Origin of the sequence: Sulfitobacter alexandrii, assembly GCF_001886735.1 — a bacterium.
In the GTDB taxonomy this organism is placed as follows: domain Bacteria; phylum Pseudomonadota; class Alphaproteobacteria; order Rhodobacterales; family Rhodobacteraceae; genus Sulfitobacter; species Sulfitobacter alexandrii.
This window is the reverse complement of the sequence record NZ_CP018076.1, coordinates 2,547,735-2,565,041: the sequence shown is the minus strand read 5'-3', so window position 1 is coordinate 2,565,041 and position 17,307 is coordinate 2,547,735. Positions and strand designations below refer to the sequence as shown.

At 66.0% G+C, this 17,307-nt stretch carries 15 protein-coding genes and 1 tRNA gene; 10 read left to right on the top strand and 6 right to left on the bottom strand.

Translation table 11 applies throughout. From position 1 onward, the window contains the following. The first annotated feature begins 149 nt into the window (after positions 1 to 149). Positions 150 to 2,447 (top strand): xanthine dehydrogenase family protein molybdopterin-binding subunit, encoded by a 2,298-nt coding sequence (locus tag BOO69_RS12590; protein ID WP_071972476.1) that lies wholly within the window; start codon positions 150 to 152, stop codon positions 2,445 to 2,447. Positions 2,448 to 2,487: 40 nt separating this feature from the next. Further along, on the top strand, positions 2,488 to 3,465 hold the full coding sequence (locus tag BOO69_RS12585; RefSeq protein WP_237267453.1) for a DUF2235 domain-containing protein: 978 nt from the start codon (positions 2,488 to 2,490) through the stop codon (positions 3,463 to 3,465). A gap of 17 nt (positions 3,466 to 3,482) precedes the next feature. Here BOO69_RS12585 and BOO69_RS12580 read toward each other — a convergent pair whose 3' ends face one another. Then, positions 3,483 to 3,965 (bottom strand): PaaI family thioesterase, encoded by a 483-nt coding sequence (locus BOO69_RS12580; protein WP_071972475.1) that lies wholly within the window; start codon positions 3,963 to 3,965, stop codon positions 3,483 to 3,485. A 62-nt stretch (positions 3,966 to 4,027) separates the two neighbouring features. Further along, positions 4,028 to 4,894 (bottom strand): methylenetetrahydrofolate reductase [NAD(P)H], encoded by an 867-nt coding sequence (gene metF / locus BOO69_RS12575; protein WP_071972474.1) that lies wholly within the window; start codon positions 4,892 to 4,894, stop codon positions 4,028 to 4,030. Positions 4,895 to 4,991: 97 nt separating this feature from the next. Here metF and BOO69_RS12570 point away from each other — a divergent pair, with 97 nt between their 5' ends. Beyond that, entirely contained in the window at positions 4,992 to 5,897 is a 906-nt protein-coding gene (locus BOO69_RS12570; protein ID WP_071972473.1) for a LysR family transcriptional regulator, read from the top strand. A 55-nt stretch (positions 5,898 to 5,952) separates the two neighbouring features. Here the strand turns inward: BOO69_RS12570 and BOO69_RS12565 are convergent, their stop codons facing one another. Beyond that, complete coding sequence (locus BOO69_RS12565; RefSeq protein WP_071972472.1) at positions 5,953 to 6,993, bottom strand: NADP-dependent oxidoreductase; 1,041 nt, start codon at positions 6,991 to 6,993, stop codon at positions 5,953 to 5,955. Between the two features lie 153 nt (positions 6,994 to 7,146). On the opposite strand from BOO69_RS12565, the gene BOO69_RS12560 reads away from it, so the two are divergent. Continuing rightward, complete coding sequence (locus BOO69_RS12560) at positions 7,147 to 7,932, top strand: inositol monophosphatase family protein (protein WP_071972471.1); 786 nt, start codon at positions 7,147 to 7,149, stop codon at positions 7,930 to 7,932. Here BOO69_RS12560 and BOO69_RS12555 read toward each other — a convergent pair. Together BOO69_RS12555 and BOO69_RS12550 are read right to left on the bottom strand one after the other, a co-directional pair. After that, the gene (locus tag BOO69_RS12555; RefSeq protein WP_156874922.1) at positions 7,929 to 8,327 is read right to left on the bottom strand and encodes a GFA family protein; all 399 of its coding nucleotides are present in this window, start codon (positions 8,325 to 8,327) and stop codon (positions 7,929 to 7,931) included. The two genes, BOO69_RS12560 and BOO69_RS12555, sit on opposite strands and share 4 nt — an antisense overlap. Further along, a complete protein-coding gene (locus BOO69_RS12550) occupies positions 8,324 to 9,067 on the bottom strand; it encodes a rhomboid family intramembrane serine protease (RefSeq protein WP_071972470.1) in 744 nt (247 codons plus the stop codon). Before BOO69_RS12550 ends, BOO69_RS12555 begins: the two co-directional genes overlap by 4 nt. Positions 9,068 to 9,136: 69 nt before the next feature. Between BOO69_RS12550 and BOO69_RS12545 the strand changes: the two genes are divergently transcribed. After that, entirely contained in the window at positions 9,137 to 9,784 is a 648-nt protein-coding gene (locus BOO69_RS12545; RefSeq protein ID WP_071972469.1) for an aspartate/glutamate racemase family protein, read from the top strand. Between the two features lie 4 nt (positions 9,785 to 9,788). Here BOO69_RS12545 and putA read toward each other — a convergent pair whose 3' ends face one another. Continuing rightward, positions 9,789 to 13,211 carry a bifunctional proline dehydrogenase/L-glutamate gamma-semialdehyde dehydrogenase PutA gene (gene putA, locus BOO69_RS12540; RefSeq protein WP_071973806.1) on the bottom strand — a complete coding sequence of 1,141 codons (3,423 nt, stop codon included), beginning with the start codon at positions 13,209 to 13,211 and terminating at the stop codon, positions 9,789 to 9,791. Between the two features lie 108 nt (positions 13,212 to 13,319). Here putA and BOO69_RS12535 point away from each other — a divergent pair, with 108 nt between their 5' ends. From BOO69_RS12535 to BOO69_RS12515, 5 genes are all read left to right on the top strand, one after another. Beyond that, positions 13,320 to 13,796 (top strand): Lrp/AsnC ligand binding domain-containing protein, encoded by a 477-nt coding sequence (locus BOO69_RS12535; RefSeq protein WP_071972468.1) that lies wholly within the window; start codon positions 13,320 to 13,322, stop codon positions 13,794 to 13,796. 30 nt (positions 13,797 to 13,826) lie between these two features. Then, the gene (locus BOO69_RS12530) at positions 13,827 to 14,381 is read left to right on the top strand and encodes a tetratricopeptide repeat protein (RefSeq protein WP_071973805.1); all 555 of its coding nucleotides are present in this window, start codon (positions 13,827 to 13,829) and stop codon (positions 14,379 to 14,381) included. 45 nt (positions 14,382 to 14,426) lie between these two features. Next, positions 14,427 to 14,513, top strand: a tRNA-Leu gene (locus BOO69_RS12525). 168 nt (positions 14,514 to 14,681) lie between these two features. Then, positions 14,682 to 15,140: a (2Fe-2S)-binding protein gene (locus BOO69_RS12520; RefSeq protein ID WP_071972467.1), complete on the top strand. Its 459-nt coding sequence runs from the start codon at positions 14,682 to 14,684 to the stop codon at positions 15,138 to 15,140. A 4-nt stretch (positions 15,141 to 15,144) separates the two neighbouring features. Next, positions 15,145 to 17,304 (top strand): xanthine dehydrogenase family protein molybdopterin-binding subunit, encoded by a 2,160-nt coding sequence (locus BOO69_RS12515; protein WP_071972466.1) that lies wholly within the window; start codon positions 15,145 to 15,147, stop codon positions 17,302 to 17,304. Positions 17,305 to 17,307: the final 3 nt, after the last annotated feature.

The following is a 17,307-nucleotide window of genomic DNA, read 5'->3' as shown; positions in this document are numbered from 1 at the left end:
CCTAATTCCGCTTCTTTATGCCCCAAATACTCAAATCCGACGCTGCAACCGGTGCTGTCGGTTGACCGGATGCGGGCAAGGGGTGGGCTGGACAAGCGGAGCGTGATCTATATCTCTGTCAGCGACAGATACGCCAGAGGGGGCCGATCGTGGACAAATTCGGAAAAAGCCAACCGGTCAAGCGCACCGAGGATCTGCGTTTTCTCATGGGCGAGGGGCGGTACGTGGACGACATCGCGCCGAAAGGCGCGTTGCATGCCTTTTTCCTCCGGTCCTCCGTGGGTCACGGTGTGATCCGCGAATTGGACGTCTCGGAAGCTGCCGCTGCCGATGGGGTCCATCTTGTGCTGACCTGTGCCGATCTGGAGGCGGCCGGCATGAACATCGCCATGTCCGGCGCGGTGGTTGAGAACCGGGATGGCAGCAAGGGGGCGGCGCCCGTGCGCCCCATGCTGGCCCGGGACAAGGTGCGCTATGTCGGCGAACCCGTGGTGGCGGTGATCGCCGACAGCCTGGCGCAGGCACGTGACGCGGCGGAGCTGATCATGCTCGACATCGACGACCTGCCGGCCAAGATCGATCTGCAGCCCGGCGGTGAGACCTTGCACGAAGAGGCGCCGGACAACCGGGCCTTCGACTGGGGCATGGGCGACGAGGCGGCCACGCGCGAAGCCTTCGACGCGGCGGCGCGGACCGTGGCGCTGGACGTCGAGGACAACCGGATCATCGTCAATTCGATGGAACCGCGCGGCTGCTATGCGGAATGGTCCGACGGGCGGCTGCACGTGGCCAACAATGCCCAGGGGGTCTGGGTTCACAAGGGGTTTCTCAAGACCGCCTTCGGGCTGGGGGACGACGAGGTGCGTGTCACCAATCCCGACACGGGCGGCGGCTTTGGCATGAAGTCCATGACCTACAACGAGTATTTCTGCGTGGCGCAGGCCGCGCGGGCGCTGGGCCGTCCGGTGCGCTGGATGTCCGACCGCACGGAGGCGATGCTCAGCGACAACGGCGGGCGCGATCTGACCAGCCTCGCGGAGTTCGCCTTCGATGCGGACAACCGGATCACCGCCTACCGTGTCCGCACGCGCTGCAACCTCGGGGCCTACAATTCGCAGTTCGCGCAGCACATCCAGACCACCCTTTTCAGCCGCGTCCTGATGGGCGTCTACGACGTGCAGACGACCTGGCTTCAGGCGGAAGGGTATTACACCAATACCGTGCCGGTCGATGCCTATCGCGGTGCCGGGCGGCCCGAAGCGATCTACGTGCTGGAACGGCTTATGGACCGCGCCGCGCGGGAACTGGGCGTCGACCCCTGGGAATTGCGGCGCATCAACTTCATCAAGCCGGAACAATTCCCCTACAAGTCCGCCACCGGCGAGACATACGACGTGGGTGATTTCGGCCGGCTTCTGAACCGGGCCGCACGGGAAGCGGACCGCGACGGGTTCGAAGCGCGCCGGGCGGAGGATGCGGCGCGCGGCCTGCTGCGCGGGCAGGGCCTGTGCTATTACATCGAGAGCATCCTCGGTGATCCGTCGGAAGGGGCCAAGGTTGTCTTCGAGGAGAACGGTCGCGTGACGATCCTCGTGGGTACGCAGTCGAACGGGCAGGGGCACGAAACGGTCTATGCCCAGTTCCTGTCGGACCAGACCGGCATCCCGGCGCATCTGATCGACGTGGTCCAGGGCGACAGCGACCTGATCGCCCAGGGCGGCGGCACCGGCGGGTCGCGGTCGGTCACCACGCAGAACAATGCCACGCTGGCAACGGTCAAGGCCATGACCGAGGCTTTCATCGCCTTCCTGTCCGAGGAGATGGGCGTGCCCGCCGGCGAGATCGGCTTCGACGACGAGCGCTTCCGCGCCGACGGGTCGAACCTGACGCCGACCATGCTGGAGGTCGCGGAGATGGCCCGCGAGAAGGGGCGCGACGACCTGCTTGTCCATCACGAGCGCGCCACGCTGGAGGCCCGCAGCTTCCCCAACGGGGCGCATGTGGCCGAAGTCGTGATCGACCCGGAAACCGGCATCGTGACCACCGACCGCTACACGGTGGTCGACGATTTCGGCAATCTCATCAACCCGATGCTGGCCGAGGGCCAGGTGCATGGCGGGGTGGCGCAGGGCATCGGGCAGGCGATCCAGGAACGGGTCGTCTACGACGAGGACGGCCAGCTGCTTACCGCGTCCTTCATGGACTACGCCCTGCCGCGGGCGGCCGACCTGCCCAACATCTCGTTCATGTCGGAACCGGTGCCGTCCACCGCCAACATCATGGGCATGAAGGGCTGCGGCGAAGCGGGCACAGTGGGCGCGCTGGCCGCCGTTGCGAACGCCGTGCAGGACGCGCTGTGGGAACAGGGCGTACGGCAGGCGGACATGCCCTTCACGCCACACCGGGTGTGGGAGATGCTGAACGGTGCCAAGCTCGCCGCGGAATGAGGCTGGCCGGGTCGCGCCGGGGGGCGCCACCCATGTCATCGTGCTGGATGGCACTCTGTCGTCCCTGCAGCCCGAACACAGAACCAACGCCGCGCGTGCCTACAAGCTGCTGAGCGAGAACGCCTATCTGTTGTCGCTCTACTACGAGCCCGGCCTGCAATGGGACAACTGGCGGTCGATCTGGGCCGTGATCACGGGGCGGGGCATCAACCGGCAGATCCAGCGCGCCTACGGCTGGCTCGCGGCCCGGTACCGGCCGGGCGACCGGATCTTCCTGCTGGGATACTCGCGCGGCGCCTACGCCGTGCGCTCGCTCGCGGGGGTGATGCACCAGGTGGGATTGCTGCGGGCCGATCATGCCACCCGCGCAACGGTGGAGCGTGCCTACCACCACTACCGCTCCGATCCCGGCACGACCGCAGCGCGCGATTTCAGCGCCGCCCATTGCCACCGGGGGGTGCAGATCGACACCATCGCCGTGTGGGACACCGTGAAATCGCTGGGGTTCAACGCGCCGCTGCTGTGGCGCCTGTCCGAACGGACCCACGGGTTTCACAGCCATGAGCTCGGCCCCGATGTGCTGCACGGTTATCACGCCCTTGCCCACGACGAGACCCGTGTCGCCTATGCGCCGGTCCTGTGGTCCACGGGCGCCCGGGATGTGGATCGGGTGGAACAGGTCTGGTTTCCGGGCACGCACGGCGACGTGGGAGGGCACTTGGGCGGATTCGAGGCGGCCCGCCCGCTCGCCAACATCCCGCTGGTCTGGATGCTGGAAAAGCTGGAAGCGCGGGGCCTGCCTTTGCCCGGCGGGTGGCAGCGTCGGTTCCCGGTGGATGAAGGGGCGCCCTCGCTCGGCACGTTTCGCGGGCTCGGCAAGCTGTTGGTATCCCGCAGGCGGCGACGGATCGGGCTGGACCCGTCGGAGCGGCTGCACGAGAGCCTGCCAGCGCGCGCGCAGGCGCAGGGAAAGAGGCTGGGCAGCCACGCGGGCCCCCATGTCGACCTCACGTCCTGACGGGCCGTGCCTGCGGATCAGGCGATCTTCATCACGATGCAGGTGGTCGAACCGGTCGCATAGAGTTTGCCGTCCTCGACGCCCCTGATCTCGCCGTGCGCGACACCGGTGGAGCGGCCCACGTGATCGCTGGTGCCGATGCAGTCGATCTGCATGCCCAGAGGTATGCTGCGCAGGATGTTCACCTTGTATTCGAGGGTCGTGTAGACCGAGCCTCTGGGCACCTTGGTCATCACCGCGCAGGCCATGGCGCTGTCCAGCAAGGTGCCGTACCAGCCGCCGTGCACGGTGCCCATCGGGTTGGTCACGTTGAACTCGGGCGCGCCGCGAAACACCACCCGACCGTCTTCGACCGCATGCAACGTGTACCCCATGGTGCCGCCGATCGGAGGACCGGAAACAGTGCCATCCAGGATACCCTGCATGAATTCCAGCCCCGACAGCTTCAGGGCCTCCTGCTGGCTGAGCAGGTCTTCGGGGGATTTGGCGAGCTTCGGCATGGGAAATCTCCGGCAGGGGTCTGCCGGAGAGGGTATTAGGCCATCGACATCTTGTGCAAACGTTACGCGACGTCTTCGAGCGTGACCTGCGGCGTCACACCCAGTGCGCGGCAGACGTCGCGGGTCAGTTCGGCGCGGTTCAGGGTGTAGAAATGCAGGTTCTCGACACCCTCGTCGACCAGTTCGCTGCACAGTTCGGTGCACAGCGACGTCGCCAGCAACGCGCTGCGGTCGTCGCGGTCCGCTTTGGTGAAGGCGTCATCGACCCACGCCGGAACGGGCGTGCCGCACTTGTTCGCGAAGTTGCGGGCCGACTTCCAGTTCACGATGGGCAGGATCCCGGGTGTGATCGGCTTCTCGATCCCCGCCTTCACGCAGGCGTCGCGGAACCGCAGGAAAGTCTCCGCTTCGAAGAAGAACTGGGTGATCGCCTCGTCCGCGCCGGCGTCGAACTTGCGCTTGAGCCATTCGATGTTCGCCTCGGGGCTCGCCGATTCGGGGTGCGGATCGGGGTAGGCCCCGACACGGATCGTGAACTTGCCGGTTTCGGCCAGTGCCGAGATCAGCTCGCAGCTGTCCCTGAAACCTTCGGGGTGGGGGGTGAAGCGTGTATCTTCACCCTGCGGATCGCCGCGCAGCGCGACGATGTCGGTCACGCCGATCTTGGCAAAGCTCTCGGCGACCTCGAGGGTTTCGGCACGGCTTGCGCCCACGCAGGTCAGGTGCGCCGCGACCGGCAGGCCCGAGGTCCGGCGCAGCACGTGGGCCGCGTCGTGGGTCAGGTCACGGGTCGTGCCGCCCGCGCCGTAGGTCACGGAAAAGAACCGCGGGGCCAGCGGGGCGAGTGCCTGCGCGCTGTCCCACAGCTTGAATGCCGCGTCGACGGTCCGGGGCGGGAAGACTTCGAAAGAGACATTGGGCGTGGCCATGAGGGTATCCTTTGGAAAACGGGTTATCGCCTTGTCTCATGAATTGCGATGTGAGACAAATTCATAACTTTCATCTTCAACATGAGTTCCCTCTCACATGCACATCGAATTCCGTCACCTTCGGACCATTCAGGCGATCCACGAGGCGGGCGGTCTGGCCCGTGCCGCCGAGGCGATGAACATCACCCAGTCGGCCCTGTCTCACCAGGTGAAGGGGCTGGAGGAACAGGCGGGCGTGGAGCTGTTCGTGCGCCGCTCGAAGCCGCTGAAACTTTCGCCGGCGGGCCAGCGCCTGCTGAAGCTGGCCCAGCAGGTGCTGCCGCAGGTTCAGGCATTGCAGGACGAATTTTCGGGCCTCCGCGCGGGCAGCACGGGACGGATGCACATCGCCATCGAATGCCACGCCTGTTTCGAGTGGCTTTTCCCCGTTCTGGAACAGTTCCGCCGCAGCTTCATGGACGTCGACGTGGACATTCGTCCCGGTCTGGCGTTCGACGCGCTGCCGGCCCTGCTGCGCGAGGAAGTGGATCTGGTTGTGTCCTCCGACCCCGAGGACCTGCCCGGCGTCGAATTTGTGGAACTGTTCGACTACAAGGCTGTCTTCGTCGCGGCCAGCACCCATCCCCTCGCCGCGAAAACCCATGTCGATGCGGCGGATTTCCGGCGCGAGACACTCATCACCTACCCGGTCGAACGATCCCGTCTCGATGTGTTCAGCCAGCTTCTGATCCCGGCCAAGGTGGAACCGGTCGCGATCCGGCAGGTGGAACTGACGGCTGTCATCCTCCTGCTGGTCGCGTCCAACCGCGGGGTGGCCGTGCTGCCTGACTGGGTCGTGAGGGAGGTGAAATACAGCTCAGACTATGTCACCCGCCCCCTGACGAAGGACGGGATCACCCGCAGGCTCTATGCCGCCGTGCGGTCCGACGATCTGGACAAACCCTACATGAAAAAGCTGCTGAGCCTCGCGGGCGAAGAGGCGCGCAAGCTGCAGTCCGCCTGAGGCGGCAACCGCGCCGAAAAAACGAAGGTGGGCGCATGGCCCACCTTCGCCCTGGTCAGCCCACCTTCACGATGGTCTTGCCGGTATTGCCGCCGGTCAGCATGTCCATGAAGGCCTGCGGCGCGTTTTCCAGCCCCTCGGTGATGTCCTCCTCGTATTTTACCGTCCCATCGGCGACCATCGGGCCCACTTCCTTGAGGAACTGGCCGTAACGGTCCCAGTGGTTGGCGATGATGAAGCCGGTCACGGTCAGGTGCTTTACCAGAAGCGTGCGCCACAGTTTCGGCCCCGTCAGCGTGTCGCTGCTGGCACCGTCGCCCAGGCCGCCCGCGTTGTACCACGCAACCATGCCGCACAGCGGGATGCGGCCGAACCGGTTCATCTGGGGCAGGGTGGCCTCGAGCACCGGTCCGCCCACGTTCTCGAAGTAGACATCGACGCCGTCGGGCGCGGCTTCCTTGAGCGCGTCGCGCAGGCCTGACACGTCGTCATGGGCACGGTGGTCGACACAGGCGTCGAAACCGAAGGTTTCAGTCGCCAGGGTGCATTTGTCGGGGCCGCCGGCAACACCGACCGCGCGCAGTCCCTTCGCCTTGGCCAGCTGGCCCACCATGGACCCGACCGGACCGGTGGCCGCCGCGACCAGAAGGGTCTCGCCCTCCTTGGGCTTTCCGATCTCGTTGAGCCCGTACCACCCGGTGAAGCCGGGCATCCCCAGAACCCCCAGCGCGGTGGTGATCGGCGCCTGATCGGGATCGAGCTTGCGGCACATCTTGGCATCGGCCACGGCGTGGCTGGCCCAGCCGAACATGCCGAACGCGTAGTCGCCTTCGGCAAATCCGTCGGCGTTCGACGCGATCACACGGCCCACGCCGCCCGCTTCCATCCTGCCGCCCAGCGGGACCGGATCGGCATAGGATTTCGCATCATCCATGCGGCCCCGCATGTAGGGATCGAGCGACATGTATTCCACCGCGACGAGGATCTGCCCATCGCCGGGCGTCGGCATGTCCTGCTTTTCGAGGCGAAAGTTGTCGTGGGCGGGCGCACCGTCGGGCCGGCTGGCGAGGACGATCTGCTGCATTTGTGAAGTCATCGGTTTCTTCCTTGTTCCAAGCAGCCCTTACCCTGTGGCATTCGCCCTCAAAGGCAAGGGTGATCGCGCGTCAGCACCAGCGTGCCATCTTGCCCTTGGCTTTTGAAGGCGTGACGCCTATACGCAGCGCCTGATCCATCTAAGGGGCGCAACATGGTTGGCAGTGCGAATCTCAACATCATGATCAAGGCGGCACGCAAGGCGGGGCGCGGGCTGATCAAGGACTTCCGGGAAGTTGAGAACCTCCAGGTCTCGGTCAAGGGCGCGGGAGATTTCGTCAGCCGGGCCGATCTGAATGCGGAAAAGACCCTCAAGGAAGAACTGATGGGCGCGCGTCCCACCTACGGCTGGCTGGCCGAAGAGGGCGGCGAGGAGCAGGGGCAGGACCCCACCCGCCGCTGGATCGTCGATCCGCTGGACGGCACGACCAACTTTCTGCACGGGTTGCCGCACTGGGCCATCTCGATCGCCCTCGAGCACAAGGGCCAGATCGTTGCCGGTGTCGTGTTCGACCCCGCCAAGGACGAGATGTTCTTTGCCGAGAAGGGCGCGGGCGCATGGATGAACGAAAGCCGCCTGCGGGTTTCGGGACGCAGCCGCATGATCGAAAGCATCTTCGCCACCGGTCTGCCCTTCGGCGGCCGGTCGGACCTGCCCGCCACGCTCAAGGATCTCGGCCGCCTGATGCCGGTCTGCGCGGGTGTGCGCCGCTGGGGCGCGGCGGCGCTTGATCTCGCCTACGTTGCCGCGGGCCGCTACGACGGCTTCTGGGAACGTCGGCTGAACGCCTGGGATCTCGCCGCGGGCATGATCATCGTCAAGGAAGCGGGCGGCCTTGTCGAAGCCATGAATCCCGAAGGCGACATCCTGGACGATGGCGAAATCATCTGCGCCAACGAAGCGATCTTCAACAGCTTCACCAAGGTGATCCGGGGCTAGTCTTCCCCGCCTGCAGTTTTGCGGTCGGACGGGTGGTTCACCCCGTCGACCCATTCGAACGGCTCATGTTCCCATGTCCGGACGCCCTCGATGCAGCCGATGTTGATTCCGCTCTGCGTCGGGTCCGACGGGCGCTGGTGATAGACGTATATCCCGCAGGTCTTGCAGAAGTGATGCTGCGCGGTATGGGTGCCCCAGGTGTACCGCGTGAGATTCTCCGCGCCTTTCGTGACCCTGACCGAGGCGGTCGTCGCCGTCACGGCCGCGCCCTGCCTGCGCTTGCAGAACGAGCAGGTGCAGCGCGTCGCCCCTTCGAGCCCGTCCGGCAGATGCGCTGTCACTTCCACCGCGCCGCAGTGGCAGGAGGCCTTGATGTCCATCGCCGCGCCGCTCATCGCCGCCTGACCTTGGGGATGCGGCTGCGCACCACCGGATAGGTCGCCGCCGGATGTGGCGGGTGGCCGTCCGTCCGCGACCAGAACCGGACCCCGCCACGCCGCAGCCACAGCGGCAACGTGAACGCCAGCCCCGCGATGAAGCCGCCCGCATGGGCCCAGTAGGCGACGCCGCCGCTCTCGGGTGTGGCGCCCATGCCGCCGATGAACTGCATCGCGAACCACAGCATCAGGATGATCCAGGCGGGGATCGGGAACACGCGGAAGAAGACGACGAAGATGATGAGGATGTCGATCTTGGCCTTCGGGAACAGCAGCAGGTAGCCGCCCATCACGCCCGCGATCGCCCCCGATGCCCCCACCATCGGAACGAACGAGGACGGTTCGAACAGGACCTGCCCCAGCCCGGCCGCGATGCCGCAGGCCAGATAGAAGCCAAGATAGGGAAGGTGCCCCATCTCGTCCTCGACGTTGTCGCCGTAGATCCACAGGAACAGCATGTTGCCCGCCAGATGCATCCAGCCCGCGTGCAGGAACATGGAGGTGAACAGACCGTGCAGTCCGCCGCCCTGCGACACCTCTGCCGGGATCAATGCGTAGGAGGCGAAGAACAGGTTGATCTGTCTCGGATCGGAGAGGATCGGCACGTAGCTTAGAAAGATCGCGATGTTCAGCGCCATCAGCGCGTAGGTGACATAGGGTACACGCCCCGAGGGGTTATGATCGCGGATCGGAAACATGGCCGCACAGTTTGCGATTGCGTTGCCGCGGTCAAGTGGTGTTGCCTGCCGGTGGAAGGGAAGAAGACCTTGGCCTCGATCATCTGTCTGCATACCGCGCGGGTTCACGTTGCCACCTTCGCCGCGCTCTTTGGCGAGGCGGGGTTCGCGGGAACGGTGGATCATGTCGTGCGGCCCGGCCTCTTGGCGCGGGCGCGCGCGTCGGGCGCGGGGGCCGTCCGGGCGGACCTGGACCGGACTGTCGATGACATGGCAGGCGCGGACGCCGTGCTTTGCACCTGTTCGACGCTCGGACCGCTGATCGACGACCTGGCCAGAACGGATCCGCGGCTGGTGCGCATCGACCGTCCCATGATGACCCGCGCGGCGACACTGGGGGGTGCGGCACTGGTCGTGATCTGTCTGGACAGCACCCGCGCCGCCACGCTGGACCTGCTGCACGACATCGCCGCGCAGAAAGATGTCGACCTGCGGGCGGAACCGCTGCTGTGCGCCGAGGCCTGGCCCTTGTTCGAAGCGGGCCGGACGGATGATTTCGCCCGCGCGCTGGCCGCGAAGGTCCGGCATAAAGTGGCACAAAGGCAGGACCTGCGCAGCGTGGTCCTGGCGCAGGCCTCCATGATGGGCGCGCAGGATCACCTAGCGGATATCGGCCTGCCGGTCCTCTCGTCGCCCCCGCTGGCGGTGGACCGGGCCATCGCGATCGCCCGGTCCTGACGTTTCAGGTCACCGACCCGAGAAGCTGTGCGTTGCCGCCCGACGCGGTCGTATCCACGCAGACATGCCGTTCCGCCCTCACGCGGGCAGGGTCCGGCAGCCCCGGGATCATCGGAACGATCGGGCCCTTGCGCTTCGACAGCGCCGTTTCGATGGCGCGCCCTGTCTCGGTGTCGCCCCACCACAGGACACCGCCGTAGCCGGGCCCGTCCGTCAGGTCGTCCGGGTCGATCCTGCCGCTGGCCTGCACCGCCACGCCGCCCAGAGCTTCGACGGCCCGCGCCTGCGCTGCCGCAGCCTCCGGCCCCGGCCCCATGCACAGCAGCGCCGGACGGGGCAGGGTGGTCAACCGGTTGGATTCGCCCGTCGGCCCCGGCATGGTCAGCGTCTCGATCGGCTTGTAGCCCACCTGCGGGGGCAGGCCGGGCAGTTTGCCCTGCGCCTTGTCCCAGCTGCCGTCACGCTCTTGGACATCCGGCGCGCTGAAGCGCGGCAGGTAGTTCGGCCCGCCGGCCTTTGGCCCGGTCCCGGACAGCCCCTCACCGCCGAAGGGCTGGCTGCCGACGATCGCGCCGATCTGGTTGCGGTTGACGTATATGTTGCCCGCCTCGATCCGTTCGGACACGTGCTGCACCCGGTCGTCGATGCGGGTGTGCAGGCCGAATGTCAGCCCGTAGCCAGTGCCGTTGATCGCATCGATCACCTTGTCCAGATGGCCGCTCTTGAAGGTTGCGATGTGCAGGACCGGGCCGAAGATCTCGCGCTCAAGGTCGGAAATGCCCTTCACGCTGATGATCGTGGGCGCGATGTAGGTGCCTTCACTGGGCGGTGTCAGTTCCGCGATGACACGGCCATCCGCACGGGCGGCGGCGATGTGATCCGCGATGCCCTTGCGCGCGGCCTCGTCGATCACGGGGCCGACGTCGGTGGAGAGGTGCCAGGGGTCGCCCATCCTCAGCGCCTGCATGGCGCCGATCAGCATCTTGCTGAATTCTTCGGCAATGTCTTCCTGCACATAAAGACAGCGCAGCGCGGAACACCGCTGACCCGCCGACTGGAAGGCGCTTTCGATGATCGCCTGTACCGCCTGTTCGGGCAGGGCGGTGCTGTCCACGATCATGGCGTTGAGCCCCCCGGTCTCGGCGATCAGGGGCGTCCCCGGCGCGCAATGTTCGGCCATGTTGGCGCGGATGCGCTGTGCCGTGGCGGTGGAGCCGGTGAAGGCCACGCCATTGATCCGCACATCGGCCGTCAGCGCGGCGCCCACGTCGCCGCCTCCCGGCAGCAGTTGCAGCGCCGTGCGTGGCACACCCGCCTCGTGCAGCAGCCGCACGACCAGATGCGCCACCAGCGGGGTCTGCTCGGCCGGTTTCGCCAGAACGCCGTTGCCCGCCGCCAGCGCCGCCGCAATCTGCCCGGTAAAGATGGCCATGGGGAAGTTCCACGGCGAGATGCAGGTGAAGATGCCGGCGGGCGGCTCGTTCATCGCCTGTCCCGCGTAGTAGTAGAGGAAATCGACCCCTTCGCGCAATTCGGCCACGCAATCGGGCAGCCCCTTGCCCGCCTCGCGCGCCAGCAGGGCAAAGATCTCGCCGTAGTTCTGCTCGATCAGGTCGGCGGCCTTCATCAGCACCCGGCGCCGTTCGTCGAGCGGCGCATTCCAGGGGGCCGCCGCGTCCAGTGCGGTGGCGACATCGGCCGTCGACGCGTGGCGCACCGTGCCGGGGGAGCCTTCGGGCAGCGCCGGGTTGGTCACGGCCACGGGATCCTCCGGGGCGGCATCGCCCTCGATCAGCGGCGCGGCCTCCCACCTGTGCGACAGGAAGGGCGCGCGGGCGTCTTCCACCTCGGACAGGGTCTGGGCGTGGGACAAATCGAACCCCCGCGCGTTCTTGCGCAGGGGCAGAAACACCTCCGGCCCCGTCGGAATGGCGACATTGGTGCGGCCCAACTGCTCGAACGGGTCGGCGGCCACGACTTCGGGCGGCACGTCCTCGTCCACGATCTGGTTAACGAAGCTGGAGTTCGCCCCGTTTTCCAGCAACCGCCGCACGAGGTAGGCCAGCAGGTCACGGTGCGCGCCGACGGGCGCATAGATGCGGCAGCGGGTGCCGTGCTTTTCCATCACCAGACTGTGCAGCGTCTCGCCCATCCCGTGCAGGCGCTGGAATTCGAACGCTTCCTTGTCGTCGGCCATGTGCAGGACCGCCGCCACCGTATGCGCGTTATGGGTGGCGAACTGGGGATAGATCCGGTCGGTCATCCCCAAAAGCTTGCGGGCGTTGGCGATGTAGCTGACATCTGTCGCGGCCTTCTGGGTGAAGACGGGAAACCCGTCCACGCCGTCCACCTGCGCGCGCTTGATCTCGGTGTCCCAGTATGCGCCCTTGACCAGACGGACCATGATCTTGCGGTCGTGTTTCTGCGCCATGTCGTAGAGCGCGTCGATCACGGTGCCCGCACGGGGGCCAAAGGCCTGAACGACGATGCCGAAACCGTCCCAGCCCGCCAGCGCGGGCTCCGACATCACCCGCTCGATCACCTCCAGCGAGAGCGCGAGCCGGTCGGCTTCCTCCGCATCGACGTTCAGTCCCATGCCGGCGGATTTCGCCAGCAGGGCCAGCGCGCGCAGGCGCGGCACCAGTTCGTTCATCACCGCCTCTTCCTGCGCGACCTCGTACCTCGGGTGCAGGGCCGACAGCTTGACCGAAATGCCGGGATTCTTGCGGATGTCCTCGTCCGTGCAGGCCGTCGCGATGGCCGAGATCGCGCGGCTGTAGCTCAGGTGGTACCGCTTCGCGTCGCGTTCCGTGCGCGCAGCCTCGCCCAGCATGTCGTAGGAATAGGTGAACCCTTTCTTCTCCATGCCCCGCGCACGTTTCATCGCGGCGTCGATGTCCTCTCCCAGCACGAACTGGCGGCCCATTTCCTTCATCGCGCGGCTGACGGCGGTGCGGATCACCGGCTCTCCCAGCCGTTTGATGGCCGCGCGCAGATGCCGGACCGGACCGGGCTGGTCGTCGTCCAGCACACGGCCCGTCAGCATGAGCGCCCAGGTCGAGGCATTGACGAGGCTGGATGTCGAATGGCCCATGTGGCGGCCCCAGTCGCTCGGCGCGATCTTGTCCTCGATCAGCGCGTCGATGGTATCGGCGTCCGGAACGCGCAGCAGCGCCTCGGCCAGGCACATCAGGGCGACGCCTTCGTCCGTGGACAGGCCGTACTCCGCCAGGAAGACCTCCATCATGCCCGGCGCTGTCGCTCCGCGAATGTCGCGCACAAGGCCCGCGGCGTCCTTGCTGATGGCGGCGCGCTCCTCGCCGCTCAGGTCGGCGGTTTCGATCAGCCGGTCCAGGACCCTTTCCTGATCTGCGTAGGTGTCGGCGTCCACGCGGTGGCGTAGAGAAGCGGGGGTCTGGGCGTTCATGGCAATCTCCATCGGGTCATGCGTCAAGTATATCGTATCCTTGTAGGTCGTTTTGCCTTATATTCGGATTATTGCGGGGCGATCTGAACATTAATCGGGGCAAGTGAAGTGAAAAGCGATACTTTTGAACTGGACCGTTTCGACCGGTCGATCCTGTCCGTGCTGGCCGAGGATGGCCGGATCAGCATTACCGACCTCGCCCGGCGCATCGGCCTGTCCAAGTCGCCCACCCAGGCCCGGCTCCGGCGGCTCGAGGAAACCGGCGTGATCATCGGCTACCGGGCGCTGCTCGATCCGATCCGCCTGGGGCTGGACCACGTCGCCTTTGTCGAGGTGCGGCTGAACGACACCCGCGAAGCGGCGCTCAGGGCCTTCAACGCGGCGGTTGCCAAGGTGCCCGAGATCGAACAGGCGCACATGATCGCCAGCCACTTCGACTACCTGCTCAAGGTCCGCACGCCGGACATGTCGGCCTACCGACGGTTCCTTGGAGAGACGATATCAGCCCTTCCGCATGTGTCAAATACCTCCACCTACGTGGCAATGGAGGCGGTCAAGGAGACGATGCTGGCGGACAACGCTTGACCTTGCGTCAGGTTGCGCCAATTCTGGGCCATGCGTTTCATCGTCCTTGCACTCGCCCTGTTCCCGACGATCGGTCTTGCCGAATGTCCCGCGCCGCCGGACGTGCGGGCCGAGATGCTCAACCTGATCGCGAAGTCGCAGGCGGCGAAAACCTACAGCGACGGTCGCCGGGTCTCCGGCGAAATGTGGGAAGTCTGGCTGCGCGCCCCGGATGAGGCGGCGCAGGAGGTGCTGGACGCGGGCCTGCGCCGACGCGATTCCTATGATTTCCCCGGCGCACTGGCGGAGTTCGACCGTCTGGCCGCCTATTGCCCCGACTACGCCGAGGGGTTCAACCAACGGGCCTACATTCATTTCCTGCAAGGGAACTACGAGGCGGCGCTGGTCGATCTGGACATTGCCCTGGGTCTGCAGCCCCTGCACATCGCGGCCCAGTCCGGGCGGGCGCTGACCCTGATGAACCTCGGTCGCATCGACGAGGCGCGGGTGCAACTGCTCGAGGCGGTCGACAACAACCCGTGGTTGTCCGAGGCCGCCCTGCTTGCCGAGGGTGCCCCCCTTGGCCCCAAGGGCCGCGACATCTGACCATTTACACCTCGCCCGCAGCGGCTATGGTGCGGCGCAGCCCGTGCGGGCGTGATGGAATGGTAGACATACCAGACTTAAAATCTGTTGGGGCGTAGCCCCGTGTGGGTTCGAGTCCCACCGCCCGCACCAGACAGCCCCTTCAGATTTTTCAGTCTCGGTGACACCGTTAAACCCCCTGCGCGCGCCGGCCGGAACCGCGCGGTTCACGACGTTCTGGGCCCCCCGGCTCGACGGCAGCAGACATCACGCTACCTGCTTTCCGAGATCTTTCACGACCTAGCAGAGCAGGGAGCGCACATGGCCACCTTCGAACTCAACGGCAAAGAGGTGACGGTCGACGTCGCCGACGACACCCCGCTCCTGTGGGTGCTGCGAGATGAACTTCAGATGACCGGCACCAAGTTCGGTTGCGGTGTCGCCCAGTGCGGCGCCTGTACCGTGATGCTGAACGGCATGACGCGCCGGTCCTGCGTCACCCCTGTTTCGATGGTGGACGGCAGCAGCGTGACCACGATCGAGGGTATGGACGGCCCCGAGACCGAGGCCGTGCAGGCGGCATGGCAGAAACTGGACGTGCCGCAATGCGGCTGGTGCCAGTCGGGACAGGTGATGAGCGCGTCGGCGCTGCTTCGGGAGATTCCCAAGCCGACGGACGAGGACATCGACAATGCCATGGCCGGCAATATCTGCCGCTGTGCCACCTACGTGCGCATCCGCAAGGCCATTCACGACGCTGCCGACACGCTGGAGGGCTAAGATCATGACCAAGATGAACCGCAGGGGTTTCCTCGCTTCTTCAGCCGGTCTGGTGATCGGGATGACGCTGCCCATCGCCGCGCGTGCCCAATCCGGCGCCGCCCTCGCTTTTCAGGGCGACGGATCCGAGGGCGCTTTTGCCCCCAACGCGTTTGTCCGGGTCGCCCCGGACGACACCGTCACCGTGATGATCAAGCATATCGAGTTCGGGCAGGGCCCCTATACCGGCCTGTCGACGCTGGTGGCCGAGGAGATGGACGCCGACTGGTCCCAGATGCGGGCAGAGGCGGCACCCGCCGACGCGGTCTACAAGAACCTGTTGCTTGGCATGCAGGGCACCGGCGGCTCCACTGCCATGGCGAACAGCTACACGCAGATGCGCAAGGCCGGCGCCGCCGCGCGGGCGATGCTGGTCGCGACGGCGGCAGAAGAATGGGGTGTCGACGCGTCTGAAATCACCGTGTCGAAGGGCCGGATCAGCCATGGTGACAAATCCACGGGTTTCGGTGCGCTGGCGGAAAAGGCGGCGCTTCGCACGCCGCCCGAAGACCCGCCCCTGAAATCCGCGGACCAGTTCGTGCTGATCGGCAAGGACCTTCCCAAGCTGGACACGGCGGCGAAGTCCAACGGGACGGCAACCTTCTCAATGGATCTCTACCGCGACGGCATGAAGACCGTTGTCGTGGCGCATCCGCCGAAGTTCGGCGCCACCATGGCATCCTTCGACGATCAGGCCGCGCGCGACGTGCCGGGCGTGGAAGACGTCTACGCGATTCCACAGGGGGTCGCCGTGGTCGCGGCCTCCACCTACGCGGCGATAAGGGGGCGCGACGCGCTCGAGATCGAATGGGACGAAAGCGCGGCCGAAACCCGATCGACGGACGCCATCTACGAGGCGTTTTCCGAGGCGGCCGCCCAAGGCGGCAAGGACGCCGAGGTGATGGGCAATGGCGCGGCGGACATCGACGGCGCGGCGCAGGTGATCGAGGCGGAATTCCGGTTTCCCTACCTTGCCCATGCCCCGATGGAGCCGCTGGACGGCGTGATCGAGTATGCCGAGGGCCGCGCCGAGGTCTGGATGGGCTCGCAGTTTCCCTCGCTCGACCTGCCCACCGTCGCGAATGTGCTTTCGCTGGAACCGGCGAACGTCAAGGTCAACGTCATGCTGGCGGGGGGCAGCTTTGGCAGGCGCGCGCAGGACACCGCCCAGTTCGCCAATGAACTGGCCGAGGTGGCCAAGGCCGCGGGCCCGGGCACCTACAAACTGGTCTGGACACGGGAAGACGACCTGCACGGCGGCTATTATCGCCCGCTGACGGTGCACAGGATGCGCGCCGGCCTGACCGAGGACGGCACCCTGACCGGCTGGGAAGACGTGGTGGTCAACCAGTCGATCATGGCGGGCGGCCCGATGGCCCGGATGATGAAGGATGGCCTTGATCCGACCTCCTACGAGGGGTCCACCAAGATGCCCTACGATCTGGTCAATGCCCGCACCGGCTGGGCGCAGATGGAAAGCCCGGTGTCGGTGCTCTGGTGGCGATCGGTCGGCCATTCACATACCGGCTACGCCACCGAGGTTTTTCTCGACATGGTACTCGAGGCGCAGGGCAAGGACCCCGTGCAGGGCCGTCTGGACCTTTTGAAACCGGATATGTCGCGTGATCGCGGGGTGCTCGAAAAGGTGGCCGAGATGGCCGGGTGGGACGGAACAAAGGTGAAGGGTGACAAGGCCTATGGCGTTGCGCTGCACGAAAGCTTCAACACCTATGTCGCCCAGATTGCCGAGGTGTCGGACGTGGACGGCATGCCGAAGGTGCACCGGGTCTGGTGCGCGGTGGATTGCGGTATCGCCGTGAATCCGAACGTGATCCGGGCGCAGATGGAAGGCGGGATCGGCTACGGTCTCGGGACCGTGCTTTTCAACGAGATAACCCTAGGCGATGGCGGTGAAGTGAAGCAGTCCAACTTCGACACCTATCGCATGCTGCGTATCCACGAGATGCCGGAAGTGATGGTGGAGATCATCCCCTCCGAGGCCGATCCAACCGGCGTCGGCGAGCCCGGATTGCCGCCCATCGGACCTGCCGTCGCCAATGCGTGGCGCGCCTTGACCGGCGAAAACGTGACCACGCTGCCCTTTGCCAAGAAGACCGGAGCCTGAACG

Coding starts and splice junctions, on each gene's coding strand:
- BOO69_RS12565 (WP_071972472.1), bottom strand. CDS start 6,993: ATGACTTCACAAATGCAGCAGATCGTCCTCGCCAGCCGGCCCGACGGT.
- BOO69_RS12570 (WP_071972473.1), top strand. CDS start 4,992: ATGCACATCGAATTCCGTCACCTTCGGACCATTCAGGCGATCCACGAG.
- BOO69_RS12560 (WP_071972471.1), top strand. CDS start 7,147: ATGGTTGGCAGTGCGAATCTCAACATCATGATCAAGGCGGCACGCAAG.
- BOO69_RS12520 (WP_071972467.1), top strand. CDS start 14,682: ATGGCCACCTTCGAACTCAACGGCAAAGAGGTGACGGTCGACGTCGCC.
- BOO69_RS12580 (WP_071972475.1), bottom strand. CDS start 3,965: ATGCCGAAGCTCGCCAAATCCCCCGAAGACCTGCTCAGCCAGCAGGAG.
- BOO69_RS12530 (WP_071973805.1), top strand. CDS start 13,827: ATGCGTTTCATCGTCCTTGCACTCGCCCTGTTCCCGACGATCGGTCTT.
- putA (WP_071973806.1), bottom strand. CDS start 13,211: ATGAACGCCCAGACCCCCGCTTCTCTACGCCACCGCGTGGACGCCGAC.
- BOO69_RS12515 (WP_071972466.1), top strand. CDS start 15,145: ATGACCAAGATGAACCGCAGGGGTTTCCTCGCTTCTTCAGCCGGTCTG.
- metF (WP_071972474.1), bottom strand. CDS start 4,894: ATGGCCACGCCCAATGTCTCTTTCGAAGTCTTCCCGCCCCGGACCGTC.
- BOO69_RS12550 (WP_071972470.1), bottom strand. CDS start 9,067: ATGTTTCCGATCCGCGATCATAACCCCTCGGGGCGTGTACCCTATGTC.
- BOO69_RS12555 (WP_156874922.1), bottom strand. CDS start 8,327: ATGAGCGGCGCGGCGATGGACATCAAGGCCTCCTGCCACTGCGGCGCG.